Here is a 13,021-nt window from a genome sequence, read left to right on the forward strand (position 1 = left end):
CGACCGCCCCGGACCCCGCCGGTGTCCGGGGCGGTCGCACGTGCGGGTGATCCTCGGACCGGGCGGCGGCCCGGACCCCGCGCGCGGGGCAGCCGTCCATAAAGTCTTCGCGCTCCGGCCAGGCGTGTTGCTACCGTCCGAGCCGCACCACGGCACACCCCCCACGGAGGAACGGCACCATGAGCATCCATCTGATCGGCGGAGGCTGGGACGGGGAAGCCGCCTCCGCGGTCTACGGGCCCTTCCTCGCCGAGGCCGGGGACGCCCCGACCGTCGCCTGCCTGCTGATCGACGAGGGCGACGGCGCCGGGTACTTCGCCCGCTTCGAGGCCGCCCTGCGCGGCGTGGACCCCTCGTGCGTGCCGGAACCGGTCCTGGTGCCGGTGGGCGGGGCGTTCGACCCGGCCGTCCTGGAGGGCGCGGACGCGCTGCTGGTGGGCGGCGGGCTCACCCCCGCGTACCACGACGCGCTGGCCGGCGTCCTGGACACCGTCACGCTGCGGATCATGCGGGGCCTGCCGTACGCGGGCTTCTCGGCGGGCGCGTCGGTCGCCGCCGAGCACGCGGTCGTCGGCGGATGGCTCTCCGACGGGATCCCCGTCTGCCCCGGCGACGCCGCCGAGGACCTGGAGGAGGTGGACGTCCGCCCCGGCCTCGGCCTCCTGCCGGGCGCCGTCGAGGTGCACACCGCGCAGTGGGGGACGCTGTCCCGGCTGGTCGACACCGTCGCGCGGGGCCGCGCCCGGCACGGCGTGGCACTCGACGAGAACACCCTGCTGACGGTGGAGGGCGACCGCGCCCGGGTCTCCGGCCGGGGGCGGGTGCACGTGGTGCGCACCGGTCACGCCGCCGGGGAGGCGGTGGTGCGGGCGTACGGCGCGGGCGAGGAGTTCGCGCTCTGACGGCCTGACGGCCCGGCCGCACGGTCGACGCGCGCGGGAGGGACGCAGAGAACGCAGAGGGACACGGGGGGACGCAGAGGGACACGGGGGGACGCAGAGGGACACGGGGGGACGCAGAGGGACGCAGAGGCGTACGGAGCCCGCGAATATCCGCGGGCGGCCCGGCCCCTCCGCCCCTACCCTGTGCCGGATGACGACCCCGACGACGCTCTCCCACGACACCGCCGGCGACGGCCCCGCCCTGGTGCTGCTGCACTCCTCGGTCTGCGACCGGCGCATGTGGGACCCGCAGTGGTCCGCCCTGGCCGACGCCGGCCACCGGGTGGTGCGCTGCGACTTCCGCGGCTTCGGCGACACCCCGGCGGCGACCGCCCCCCACCGCGACGCCGACGACGTGCTCGCCCTGCTGGACGCCCTCGGCATCGGGCGGACGGCCCTGGTCGCCTCCTCCTACGGCGGCCGTGTCGCCCTGGAGTTCGCCGCGCGGTGGCCGGACCGGGTGACCGCCATGGCGCTGCTGTGCCCCGCACTGCCCGGACACGAGCCCGGACACGAGCCCGGCCCGGAGCTGACCGCCTTCGACGAGCGCGAGGAGGCGCTGCTCGAGGCCGGCGACCTCGCCGGAGCCGTCGAGCTCAACGTGGACACCTGGCTCGGGCCGGACGCCGACGAGGCGGCGCGCGAGAAGGTGCGGCGGATGCAGCGGCACGCCTTCGAGGTGCAGCTCGCGGCGGAGGAGGAGGCGGGGGGCGGGACGGGGGGAGGAACCGGCGAACTCCCCGAGCCCGCACTGGACCTCTCCGCGGTCACGGCCCCCGTCCTCGCCGTCTCCGGCGTCCACGACCTGGCGGACTTCCGCGCGATCGCCGCCCGCCTGCCGTCCCTCCTCACCGGGTCCGACGTCCGCCACCTCGAACTCCCCTGGGCGGGCCACCTGCCCGGCCTGGAGCGCCCCGCCGAGACGACCGCGCTGCTGGCGGACTTCCTGCGCGGGGCGGTCCCGGCCCCCTGACCGCCGGGGCGCGTCGCGGCCGTGTCGCCCGGAGAGGTCCCGCCGGGCGAAACCCGCACGTGCGGACGCGCCGCGGGATAGGACTGTCCCATGACCGCTATGAGCGACGAGTCCCCCGGGGCGCCGTTCCCGATGGCGCGGGCCGACTACCTGGCGACCCTGCCCAAGGCCACCGTCTACGCGTGCCTGTACTTCACCGACGTGCGCGGGCGGCCGGTGCAACTGCGTTCGGTGTTCGCGGACCGGGTGTGGCAGCTCCCGGGCGGCAACATGGACCCGGGCGAGGACCCGTACCGGACGGCCGTGCGGGAGACGTACGAGGAGACCGGGCTGCGGATCGAGGGGCCGCGACCGCTGCTGCTGGCGCACTACATCCGCTCCGACCCGGCCGACGCGCCGCTCGCCAAGATCGGCTTCTGCTTCGACGGCGGCACCCTGGACGACGAGCGGCTCGCGTCCATCCGGCTCGATCCGGGCGAGCACGACCGCTGGGCCGTGGAGGACTGGGAGACCTGGGAGCGGCTGATGAACCCCGAGGGCTACCGGCGGCTGGCCGCGCTCGCCGAGGCCCGCCGCACCGGCCGCGCGGGGCTGCTGGTGAGCGAGCCGACGGTCACGGGGCGAGCCTGAACACGGGCCCGGCCCGACGGCGTGCGCCGTCGGGCCGGGTGGGGCGGTGCGCGCGGACGCGTGTTACTGGACGTCCACGTAGTCGGCCTTGGAGGTGACCGGGTAGGTGTTGGCGGAACCGGCGAAGCTCCAGCGCCAGTAGCCGTCGGCGGAGGCCGTCACCGTGGTCTTGAGCGTCCCGGTGGAGCTGGTGTAGACGGTCTTGACCGTGCTGTAGCCGGTGCCGCCCTTCTTGTGGAACTGCAGCCTGACCGGCTGCTTGCTGTACGTGGTGTACGTGCCGGTGTACCAGTTGGCACGGGTCAGCTTGCCGGTGACCGTGATGGTCGCGCCCTTCCTGACGGGCTCCGGCGAGGCGTTGGCGGTCAGCGCGGAGAAGCGCTGGAGCTTGAAGCTGCCGGCCTTGTCGCTGACGTAGGTGTCGTAGTCGTACGACGCCACGAAGGCGTCGACGTACCACGTGCCCGCCTGGTCGTTGTCGTACAGGTCGACCTTCGGGTCGACGGTGAAGGCGGCCGAGCACCTGGACGAGGTCGGGCTCAGTTCCGTGCACGTCACCGGCGCGTTCGGCTGGAGGAAGCCGTAGCCGGGGCCGTACAGGTAGAAGTCGGCCTCCTCGATGCCGGAGTCGTCCGTCGCGGTCACGGAGACCGTGAACGTCTTGGCGTGGGTGGTGCCGACGGTCACGTTCTTGCCGCCGTTGACGACGACGCTGTTGACCGTGAGGTCTTCGGCCGCCTGGGCGGCCGGGGCGGTGAGGCCGAGGACCGCGGTCGTGGCCGCGGTGAGCATGGCGAAGGCAGCGCGCTTGCGCAAGGAGTCCCCCACAGAAGGAAAAGACGCACATCAGTGCCCATGGACGCACCGGTGCAGTGGTGGCGCAACTGTACGGACACGGACCTTCGTTCACAACTCCTTTCGATTCAGGTCGCCGGAGGTTCACCTCGCCCCGGCGGAGGGGCCGGGCAGACTGGTGCGGTGGTCGACCGCGCCTACTCCGATCCCGTCCTCGCGGCCCTGTACGACGCGCTCAACCCGTGGGGGCCCGGTGACGACTTCCACCTGGGCCTGGTGATGTCCGCCGCGTCCGTGCTCGACGTCGGGTGCGGTACGGGCGCGCTGCTGCGCCGCGCGCGGGCGGCCGGGCACGGCGGGCGGCTGTGCGGGCTCGACCCGGCCGCCGCGATGCTCGCCCGGGCGCGGGAGGCGGCGGCCCGGGAGCGGGTGGACGTGGAGTGGGTGCTCGGGGACCTGGGATCGGCCTCCTGGGAGCGGGAGTTCGAGCTGGTGGTGATGACCGGGCACGCCTTCCAGGTGCTGCTCGGCGACGAGGAGGTGCGCACCGCCCTCGCCGCCGTACGGTCCGCCCTCGCCGACGGCGGGCGCTTCGCGTTCGAGACGCGCAACCCGGCGGCCCGGCCGTGGGAGCGCTGGACGCCGGAGCACGCGGTCGAGGTGGCGGACGGCGCGGGCGCGACGGTACGGGTCGCGCACCGGGTCGAGGAGCCGGTGGAGGGGGACGCCGGGGGCACCGGGGGCACCGTCCGTTTCACCACCACGTTCACCGGCCCCGGCTGGGAGCGGGACAGCCGCAGCGAGCTGCGCTTCCCGGACATGGAGGCGCTCGACGGCTTCCTCTCCGGGGCCGGACTGACGGTCGTGGAGCGGTACGGGGACTGGGGGCGGGGGCCGTTGACCGCCGCCTCCCCGGAGATCGTCACCGTCGCGGCCGTACCGCGCCGGCGAGGGGGCGATCCGTCCGGATTCCACCGTTCCGCCGGGCGGCGGCGCTAGGCTCGCGGGGAGGCCGTGGCCGGGGGGCCGTACGGCACGGGGAGTTGGGGGATGCCATGGGTTCCGGGGTCGCGGGCCGTTCCTCGAGCGGGGCGCGGCGCACGCGCCGGGGTGCGGCGTGCGCCGCGGCGGTGTGCGCGGTGCTGACCGTGCTCGCCGGATGCTCCGGCGCGGCGGACGACCGGGCGGGGCCGGTGCGGGAGGCGTCCGGCCCGTCCGCCCCGCCTTCCGCGTCCGCCCCGTCCTCCGCGCCGCCGTCGGCCTCGCCGTCCCCCGTCCCCACCGGGACCGAGCCGGCGTATCCGCCGGGCCCCGACGGCTGCCACCCCAACGAGGGCTGGGACGCGGAGGACGAGGCCGACTGGCTCGACGCCGTCGTCGTCCCGCCGCTGTACGACGGCGTGTTCACCGAGGACGGCGGTGTGGAGGTCCGCGGCCCGGACGCGACCTGGGTCGGCGCGCCGCTGTGCGAACCGGTGCGGGCGCAGGTCCAGTGGTGGCTGGTCAGGGGCGCCGGGGACAGCGGCTTCGTGAGGGTGGAGGAGGTCGGGCGGAGGGCGCTGGACCTCGCCATGGAGGAGGAGGCGGCCGTCCGTCCCCCCGAGTCCGTGTCGGGGCGCGACCCGTACTGCGACGGCGCGCTCCTCGCCGTCACCGCGGGCGGCCCGCTGGAGGAGGACGACCTGCCGCTGAGGTTCGAGGTGCTCGGCGATCCCATCGACCACGAGCGCGTCGTGTACCAGAAGTACACGCCGCCCCTGAACACCTCCCTCTGCCGCGACTGACGCACGGGACGGCCCGGACGGCGGCCCTCCCGCTCAGTCGAACCAGCGGTCCCGGGCCAGTTCGTCCACCCGGGAGAGGTCCTCCAGCAGGGCGGCGGCCTCGAAGCGGCGCGGCCACTGGCCCGCCGCCCAGGCCAGGCCCGCCGCGACGCCCTCGACCGTGGCGGCGTGGAGGGTGCCGTCGGGGGTGAGCCGCCAGTCCAGCTCCACGCCGCCGACGACCAGTTCGTCGTGCTCGACGTACGTGGCCGGGGCGCCGGGCAGCAGGACGCGCACCGCGTCGGGCACCTCGCGGACCTCGCCCTCCCCGGCCGCCGGGGCGGGCAGGCCACCGCCGACGACGTCGCCGAGGCGGCGTACGTCGAGGACGGCGGCCAGACCGGCCGCCAGGGCCGGGCGCACCGGCAGCAGCGGGCGGCCGGCGGCCAGCGGCAGCAGGTCGGGGGCGTCCGCGACGAGCGCGTCGGCGGCGTCCACCACCCGCACCTCGCCGTCGACCACGGCCCGCAGCTCGTCCGGGAGCGTGACCTCCTCCGGGTCCAGTTCCGCCAGCAGGGTGTAGAGGCCGTGGAGCTGGGCCGCGCCGACGGGCAGGTCCGGGTCGGCGAGGCGGCCGAGGAGCTCGGAGGCGCCGCCCGGCTCGTCCAGGAGGGCGGCGGCGGAGGTGCGGATGCCCAGGGCGCGCAGCACCTGCTCGTCCAGGTCGGCCGTGGCGGCGGACGCCTCCTCGTACAGGCCCGCCAGCAGCGGGTCGCCGCCCGCCGCGCGCAGCCCGGCCGGACGGCGGCCGTCCAGGACGGGGTGGCCGCGCAGCCACCAGGCGGTGTACGGGCGGACGGTCTCCACCGTGCCGTCCGGCAGCAGGACGCGCACCGGGGTGGTGAGCGCGTCGCGCAGCGGGGGCCGGGAGAGCATCCGCAGGGCCTGCGGCCAGTGGTCGTCGTCGACGAGGTCCAGGTCGCGGACGGCGAGCAGCTCGGAGACCACCGGCGGGACGGGGGTCTCGGGCAGGCCGTCGAGGACGTCCTCGCACCACACGTCCACCGCGTCCAGCAGGCCCGCGTCGTCGGGCTCGGGGAAGTCGGTGTCGCGGGGCTCCAGTTCGTCGGGGTCGAGGACGACGTCGGTGGCGCGTACGAGGGTGAAGTCGGTGAGCACGCCGACCGCCGAGAGCGGCCCCTCACCCCACTTCTCCGCCAGTTCGGCGTCGCAGGCGGGCAGTTCGCCCTCGCGGACGACGCGCTCGAAGGCGCTGCCGGGGAAGACCAGCTCGGCGGCCGGGGCGAGTTCGCCCTCCTCGTCGGGGAGGGCCAGCGCGCCCAGCCAGGGCTCCTCGCCGGGCGAGAGCCGGGCGTCGCGGACGAGGGCGAGGACGGTGTCGGCCAGCTCCTCGGCGTCGAGGGGGCCGCCGTCCTCCTCGTCGTACCAGGTCTCGGCGGCCTCCAGCGACGCGGCGACCGCCGCCCGCACCTGCGGGGTGGTGAGCACCGCGCGGGGCGTGGCCGGGGTGGCCCCCAGCTTCTCCAGCAGCGGGTGGGCGGCGTCGGGGTGGGCGACCTTCAGGCCGAGCCGGGACAGCGGCTGTGCGCCCGGGGCGCCCGGGGCGCCCGCGGTGTCCGGCAGCGGCAGCAGCACCCGGCGCGGCCCGACGGTGGTGCGGCCGTCGGCGAGGGGGACGGGCAGGCCCGTCAGCCGGTCGGGGTCGACGCCGGCGAGGGAGTCGTACAGCCGCCGCCACCACTCGGGGGCGCGCTCGACGCCGGCCAGCCGGTCGACCAGCTCACCCAGCGGCACCCGGGGGACGCCGAGGGTGCGCAGCTCGGTGCGGCGCTCCAGCCCGGCGGGCAGCAGGCCGGGGAACAGCTCGGCGAGGACCGCGACCGTCGCGGCCCCGGCGCCCTCGGCGATCTCGGCGTCGGCGGGGCGCAGCGCGTAGGGCTCGCCGTTCTCGTCGGTGGCGGCGCTCGCCAGGAACGGGGTGCGCCGCAGCCGCTCCAGCACCAGGCGGCGCAGCTCGCCGTCGAGCTCGGCCCTGCCCAGCGGACCGGGGACGAGGTCGACGGTGCCGCTCGTGACCGGCTCCCAGTCGCGCAGCAGGGCGGCGTAGGCGTCGGCGGCGCGCTCCAGCAGGAAGTCCGTCAGCGGGCCCGGGGCGATGTGGCGGCGGGAGGGCTCCAGCGGGAAGGAGGCGATCAGCAGCGCGGGCAGGCCCAGCGGCTCGTCGGTGGGGGTCGGGGCGTGGACGACGGGCACGGTGCGGGCGGGGGCGGGCGCGCCGTCGGCGTCGACGGGCACGGCCCAGGTGACGGACCAGAAGGGCCGCCGCCGCTCCTCGACGGGGCGGTCGGCGAGCAGGGCGGGGTCGGTGCGCCCGGCGGCGGCGGCCACGCGCCAGCGGGTCGGGGCGCCTCCCTGCCCGGCGGCGCCGCTGTCGTCCACGACGACGTACGCGCCGTCCTCGCGGCGGGTCAGCGTCCGCACCCCGCCGTCGGTCTCGACGACGACCTCGCTCAGGCCGGGCAGGGTGAGCAGCAGGGCGTCGTCGATCGCGGTGAGCAGCCGGACGGCCAGTTCCTCGGCGGCGCCGTCGCGCAGCGGCAGCACGACGGCCGTGTCGTACCCCTGCGGCGCGGTGCCCTGTGCGGGCATCGGCAGGCGCAGCAGCGGTACGTGGCCCTCGCGGCGGCGCAGCTCGTCGGCGAGCCCGGGGTGGTCCCCGGCGGCCCGGGCGGCCAGCTCGCGGGCCTCCGCGAGCGACCAGCGGGCGCCGCCGGTGCGGCAGACGATCGCGGGCTCGTCGCTGACGGCCAGGACGGCGGCGAAGCCGACGCCGAAGCGGCCGACGGGCGCCCCTGCTCCTGTTCCGGGGGCTGCTCCCGGTCCTGATCCGGGGCCCGAAGGCGCCTCCTCGTCCCGCTTGGCGGAGGCGCGCAGGGTGGACAGGGACTCCACGCCCGCCGCGTCCAGGGGCGCGCCGGTGTTGGCGGCCACCAGCACCCCGCCGCGCAGGGTGAGCCGCAGCCGGCCGGGCACGCCGGCGCGGGCGGCGGCGTCGGCGGCGTTCTGCGCCAGCTCGACCACCAGCCGGTCGCGGTAGCCGCCGAGCGCGAGGTCCTCCTCGGCGTTGGCGTCCTCGCGGAAGCGCGCGGGGGACGCCGCCCAGGCGTCGAGTACGCCGCGGCGCAGCCGTGCGGTGTTGAAGGGGTCCACCCCGTCGTCCGCGCCCTGCACCAGCACCGTGCCGCTCACGTGTCCGTCTCCTCCGTCACGGGACGAGCCTGATGGCCTGTCTGCGGGCGACGGTACTGCGTCCGGCGCACCTCGTGTGCGCCGGGCCCGCCGGTCGCGCGGGTCGGCTCCCCGTCCACGGCCAGGGGCGGACTGTTCAGGACATTGGGGTATACAGGTAGGAAAGGCAACCGCGTCTCGGTCCACGGTCCCGGCCGGCGGGAGCGTGACGGACAGGAGGACCCCATGGGCATGAGGGTCACGACGGTCGAGCGGCCTCCCGGTGGAGCACTCGACAGGGCGCTCGGTGGAGCACTCGGCAGGGCACTCGGCGAGGGCCCGGTTTCCGGGGCGGGTGCGTGATGCGCAGCCGCTTCGAGCCCGACCGGCGGCTCACCGGGCGCATGGTGCTCACGATGTTCCTGCTCGGACTGCTGTACGTGGGGTTCGTCGGCGCGCTGATCGCCCTGCTCGACTCCCTCGTCCTGGTCGTCGTCATCGCCGCCGTCCTGCTGGGCGCGCAGTTCTGGTTCTCCGACCGGGTCGCCCTGTACGCCATGCGCGCCCGCCTGGTCACCCCGGAGGAGGAGCCGCGGCTGCACGGGGTGATCGACCGGCTGTGCGCCACCGCGGACATGCCGAAGCCGCGGGTCGCCGTGTCGGGCATGGACCTGCCCAACGCGTTCGCCACCGGCCGCGACGCGGACCACGCCGTGGTCTGCGTGACCACCGGGCTGACGCGGCGCCTGGAGACCGAGGAACTGGAGGGCGTCCTCGCCCACGAACTCTCCCACGTCGCCCACCGCGACGTGGCGGTGATCACCGTCGCCTCGTTCCTGGGCGTGCTGGCCGGGCTGGTCGTCCGCTTCGCCTTCTACTCCCAGCTCTTCGGCGGGGGCCGCCGCGACCAGAACACCGCCGCCGTGTTCGCGATGGTCATGCTGGTCTCCGCCGTCGTGTACGCCCTCAGCTTCCTGCTCATCCGGGCGCTGTCCCGCTACCGCGAGCTGGCCGCCGACCGCGCCGCGGCCATGCTCACCGGGAAGCCCTCCGCCCTGGCCTCGGCCCTGACCAAGGTCAGCGGCGACATCGCCCGGATCCCCACCCGGGACCTGCGCACGGCCCAGGCGTTCAACGCGTTCTTCTTCACCCCCGCCCTCGGGCCCGGCAGCACGGTGGCCGGCCTGTTCTCCACCCACCCCAGCCTGGAACGCCGCCTGGAGGCGCTGGCGGAGATCTCCGCGCGGCTGGGCGGCGAGGCCTCCTGAGAACCGGACCCGGGAAGGAGTTGCCCGTGGGACTGTGGGACGTCCTGTTCGGCCGGAGCAAGCCGGCCCAGCCGGACCTCGACCGGCTCTTCGGCCTGCCCTCGGCGGCGATCGCCCTCCAGGCCGCCGCCGGCCTCACCCCCACCGGAGCGGGTTCGGTGTGCTTCGCGAGCATCGAGGGCGGCGCCTTCGCGCGGATCCAGCAGGAGGTGCGGGCCCTGCTGGACGCGGACTCCGGACGCGGCGGCGCGGCGGTGGAGTTCAGCCAGGACGGCTACGGGTACTCCTGGCTGCTCTCCCGCCGCGCCCCCGACGAGCTGCCCTCCCTGGTCAACGACCTGCACGCGGTGAACGCCGCGCTGCGGGACAGCGGCTTCGGCCCGCAGCTCCTGTGCTCCCTGGCCGCCTTCCACACACCCGGCCGGCATCCCCTCGCGCTGGTCTACCTCTACAAGCGCGGCACCTTCTACCCCTTCGCCCCGCTGCCCGGCCAGAAGCGCGACAGCCCGCTGGAGCTCCAGGTCAGGGCGGTCCTCCAGGACGACCTGAACATCGAGCCGGACCTGAGCCGCTGGTTCCCGCTCTGGGGCGCCCCGGGTCTGTGACGGGGGCCGGGGCCGAGATCGGAGTCGGGATCAGGGCCGGGGCCGGGGCCGGGAACGGGGCCGGAGGCGGTCGCCGGATCCCCGGCCGCCCGGCGGTCGGGCGCTACGCCTCCGCGCCGCCTCCGGCGCCGGTGCCTCCGGCTGCGGCGCCGTTCCCGCCGTCGCCGTCCCCGCGCGCCCCGCCGTCCAGCGGCAGCTCGTCCACCCGCGTCTCGTCGATCACCGGCGGGGCCGGACGCGGCGTCCTCGGCATGACGGCCGCCTCCGAGTGGGCGCCGCAGCCGAAGGCGAGGGAGACCACGCGGCCGTCCGCCGGGGAGAACTCGTTGGCGCACACCCCGAACGCCTGGCGCAGCGAGCCCGCCATCGGCACCAGGAAGCCGCAGCTCTCGCAGGAGGCGGGGGCCGCCTGCGCCATGGGCGTCGCGGGGCCGAACTCCTCCTCCCAGCGGTCGGCGGCGGCGTGCAGGCCGTAGCGGGAGAGGACGCGGGCGCGGCCCATGCCGATCTCCTCGGCCACCGCCGCGATGCTGCCGCGCGCCGGGACGCCGGGGAACTCGCCGGGCTCGGTGGTGACGATGTCGGCGTCCTCGGCCTCCGCCGGGCCCTCGGCGCCGGCCTCCTCCCAGGCCGACTCCACGACCGCCGCGTGCGGCGAGGGATCGCCGCCGTTGTGGCCGGGCTCCAGGCGCGGGTCGTCCGCCTCGGTGGGCAGCAGGTCGCCCGGGCCGAGGTCGCCGGGGCGCAGACGTTCGCTCCAGGGCACCCATTCGGGGGCGAGCAGCGCGTCGGGGCCGGGCAGCAGCACCGTCTCGTCGACGGTCACGACCCGCGCCCGCGAGGCCCGCGCGACGGTGGCGGCCCAGCGCCAGCCGCGGTAGCCCGGCTCCAGGCACGCGAAGAAGTGCGTGACGACGCGGTCCCCCTCGGCGACGGCACCCAGATGGTCGCCGATCCTGCCCGGGAAAGCGGCCTCCCGCGCCGCCTCCCGCGCCAGTTCAACCGCCTCGGCGCACAGGCGATCAGGGGTACGGCCTCGCATCGCAGCACTCACAAGAATCGATTCTCTCCTACGCCGTTTCGCGGGTGCGCCTGCCGTATTGCCCAGGTCAGACGGGTGAGGACGGAGCGGACCGGAGGACCGCTGCGACGTCCGGACCCAAGCGGTCTCGCCGGGCGGAGCGCACCATCCCCCCACGCTACCCCACGCGCGTGCGCCCCTGGCCGTCGCACCTTCAACCACGACCTTCCACCGAAAGGAGCCGGGCTAGGCGGCGGACGGTAGGGCACACTGACGACGTGGCAGCCTCCAGGACGCCCCGGCCCGGTGAGGGGCGATTCCGACGTACGGCGCGGGCGATCGCCCGCGCCGCGCACACGCCTCCCCGCGCGCTGGGCCGGCGCATCCGGCGGGCCACGCACGCCCAGGGCGCCGGCGAGTCCGGGCTGGGCAAGCTCATCGAGCTGCACGCGGTGAACTCCGCGGGCGACATGATGATCACGGTCGCCCTGGCGTCCACGATCTTCTTCTCCGTCCCCACGGGCGAGGCGCGCGGGCGCGTCGCGCTCTACCTGGCCGTCACCCTGGCCCCCTTCGCGCTGCTCGCCCCCGTCATCGGGCCGCTGCTGGACCGCATCCCGCACGGCCGCCGCGCCGCGATGGCCGGGTCGATGCTGGCCCGGGCGCTGCTCGCGCTCAGCATGGCCGGGGCGGTGGCCACCGGCAGCCTGGAGCTGTATCCGGCGGCGCTGGGGGTGCTGGTGGCCTCCAAGGCGTACGGGGTGGTGAGATCGGCGGTCGTGCCCCGGCTGCTGCCGCACCGGATCTCGCTGGTGAAGGCGAACTCGCGGGTGACGCTCGCCGGGCTGCTGGCCACCGGCGCGGCGGCCCCGATCGGGGCCGGGCTGCACAGCCTGGGGCCGTCCTGGCCGCTGTACGGGGCCTTCACCGTCTTCGTGATCGGCACGTTCCTGTCCTTCTCGCTCCCCCACAAGGTGGACTCCGCCAAGGGCGAGCGGCGGGCCCTGCTGACCGCCTACGAGGCGGAGCACGGCGGCGGCGCGGGCGACGGCGACGGCGACGGGAGCGGCGACGCGGGCGACGGGAGCGAGGAGGGCGCCCGGGGGAGCGCCGGGCGGAACGGCGGGAACGGCAACGGCGGCAAGCCGCGGCGGCCGGGCCTGCGCACCGTCGGCGCCTCCGTGCTCAACGCCCTGATCGCCAACTCCTCCCTGCGCGCCCTCTCCGGCTTCCTCACCTTCTTCCTCGCCTTCATGCTGCGCGAGCACCCCCTGGCCGGTCTGGACCCCGTGGTCTCGCTCGGCGTCGTGGCCGTGGCGGCGGGCGGCGGCAACGCGCTGGGCACGGCGCTGGGCGCCTGGCTGCGCGACCGCGTCCCGGAGGTGATCATCGCGTCCGTGCTGGCGCTGGCGCTGGCCGCCACCGTCGTGGCGGCGGTGCTGTACGGCACGGTCACCGTGCCCGTCGTCGCGGCCGTCGCCGGGCTGGCGCAGGCGCTGGGCAAGCTGTCGCTGGACGCGCTGATCCAGCGGGACGTGCCGGAGCTGGTGCGCACCTCGGCCTTCGCCCGTTCCGAGACGCTGATGCAGATGTCGTGGGTGGTCGGCGGCGCCGCCGGGATCGCGTTGCCGCTGATCGGGCCGGTCGGCATGGCGGTGGCCGGGGTGATCGTCTCGGCGGGGGCGCTCGCCACCGTCCGCCCCCTGCTGTCGGCCGCGCGGCACGGCACACCCCACCCGCGCGTCGCCTGAACGGAACCGCCGGGTAGCCTGCCGC

General features: G+C 76.2%; 11 protein-coding genes. 8 read left to right on the forward strand and 3 right to left on the reverse strand.

The features are described from left to right. Positions 1–179 precede the first annotated feature (179 nt). From QC029_RS18460 to QC029_RS18470, 3 genes are all read left to right on the forward strand, one after another. The gene (locus tag QC029_RS18460) at positions 180–902 is read left to right on the forward strand and encodes a Type 1 glutamine amidotransferase-like domain-containing protein (protein WP_279556800.1); all 723 of its coding nucleotides are present in this window, start codon (positions 180–182) and stop codon (positions 900–902) included. A 190-nt stretch (positions 903–1,092) separates the two neighbouring features. Further along, on the forward strand, positions 1,093–1,914 hold the full coding sequence (locus QC029_RS18465; protein ID WP_279556801.1) for an alpha/beta fold hydrolase: 822 nt from the start codon (positions 1,093–1,095) through the stop codon (positions 1,912–1,914). Between the two features lie 99 nt (positions 1,915–2,013). Next, positions 2,014–2,544 carry an NUDIX hydrolase gene (locus QC029_RS18470; RefSeq protein WP_279556802.1) on the forward strand — a complete coding sequence of 177 codons (531 nt, stop codon included), beginning with the start codon at positions 2,014–2,016 and terminating at the stop codon, positions 2,542–2,544. Positions 2,545–2,607: 63 nt separating this feature from the next. Here the strand turns inward: QC029_RS18470 and QC029_RS18475 are convergent, their stop codons facing one another. Then, entirely contained in the window at positions 2,608–3,360 is a 753-nt protein-coding gene (locus QC029_RS18475) for a calcium-binding protein (protein ID WP_279556803.1), read from the reverse strand. Positions 3,361–3,522: 162 nt separating this feature from the next. Between QC029_RS18475 and QC029_RS18480 the strand changes: the two genes are divergently transcribed. After that, a complete protein-coding gene (locus tag QC029_RS18480; protein WP_279556804.1) occupies positions 3,523–4,338 on the forward strand; it encodes a trans-aconitate 2-methyltransferase in 816 nt (271 codons plus the stop codon). A 140-nt stretch (positions 4,339–4,478) separates the two neighbouring features. Next, positions 4,479–5,123, forward strand: a complete 645-nt coding sequence (locus QC029_RS18485; RefSeq protein WP_279556805.1) for a hypothetical protein — start codon at positions 4,479–4,481, stop codon at positions 5,121–5,123. Positions 5,124–5,156: 33 nt separating this feature from the next. Here the strand turns inward: QC029_RS18485 and QC029_RS18490 are convergent, their stop codons facing one another. After that, positions 5,157–8,372, reverse strand: a complete 3,216-nt coding sequence (locus QC029_RS18490) for a sacsin N-terminal ATP-binding-like domain-containing protein (protein ID WP_279556806.1) — start codon at positions 8,370–8,372, stop codon at positions 5,157–5,159. A gap of 341 nt (positions 8,373–8,713) precedes the next feature. On the opposite strand from QC029_RS18490, the gene htpX reads away from it, so the two are divergent. Beyond that, entirely contained in the window at positions 8,714–9,619 is a 906-nt protein-coding gene (gene htpX / locus QC029_RS18495; RefSeq protein ID WP_279556807.1) for a zinc metalloprotease HtpX, read from the forward strand. A gap of 26 nt (positions 9,620–9,645) precedes the next feature. Continuing rightward, the gene (locus QC029_RS18500; protein ID WP_279556808.1) at positions 9,646–10,224 is read left to right on the forward strand and encodes a hypothetical protein; all 579 of its coding nucleotides are present in this window, start codon (positions 9,646–9,648) and stop codon (positions 10,222–10,224) included. A 103-nt stretch (positions 10,225–10,327) separates the two neighbouring features. Here the strand turns inward: QC029_RS18500 and QC029_RS18505 are convergent, their stop codons facing one another. After that, positions 10,328–11,266: a DUF3027 domain-containing protein gene (locus tag QC029_RS18505; protein ID WP_279556809.1), complete on the reverse strand. Its 939-nt coding sequence runs from the start codon at positions 11,264–11,266 to the stop codon at positions 10,328–10,330. 317 nt (positions 11,267–11,583) lie between these two features. Here QC029_RS18505 and QC029_RS18510 point away from each other — a divergent pair, with 317 nt between their 5' ends. Beyond that, positions 11,584–12,996 carry an MFS transporter gene (locus tag QC029_RS18510; RefSeq protein WP_279556846.1) on the forward strand — a complete coding sequence of 471 codons (1,413 nt, stop codon included), beginning with the start codon at positions 11,584–11,586 and terminating at the stop codon, positions 12,994–12,996. Positions 12,997–13,021 lie beyond the last annotated feature (25 nt).

This window comes from Streptomyces sp. DH37 (assembly GCF_029813835.1).
Lineage (GTDB): Bacteria > Actinomycetota > Actinomycetes > Streptomycetales > Streptomycetaceae > Streptomyces.

Excerpts from the sequence above, each read along its gene's own strand:
- QC029_RS18465 (WP_279556801.1), top strand. The coding sequence starts at position 1,093 with ATGACGACCCCGACGACGCTCTCCCACGACACCGCCGGCGACGGCCCC.
- QC029_RS18505 (WP_279556809.1), bottom strand. The coding sequence starts at position 11,266 with ATGCGAGGCCGTACCCCTGATCGCCTGTGCGCCGAGGCGGTTGAACTG.
- QC029_RS18460 (WP_279556800.1), top strand. The coding sequence starts at position 180 with ATGAGCATCCATCTGATCGGCGGAGGCTGGGACGGGGAAGCCGCCTCC.
- htpX (WP_279556807.1), top strand. The coding sequence starts at position 8,714 with ATGCGCAGCCGCTTCGAGCCCGACCGGCGGCTCACCGGGCGCATGGTG.
- QC029_RS18470 (WP_279556802.1), top strand. The coding sequence starts at position 2,014 with ATGAGCGACGAGTCCCCCGGGGCGCCGTTCCCGATGGCGCGGGCCGAC.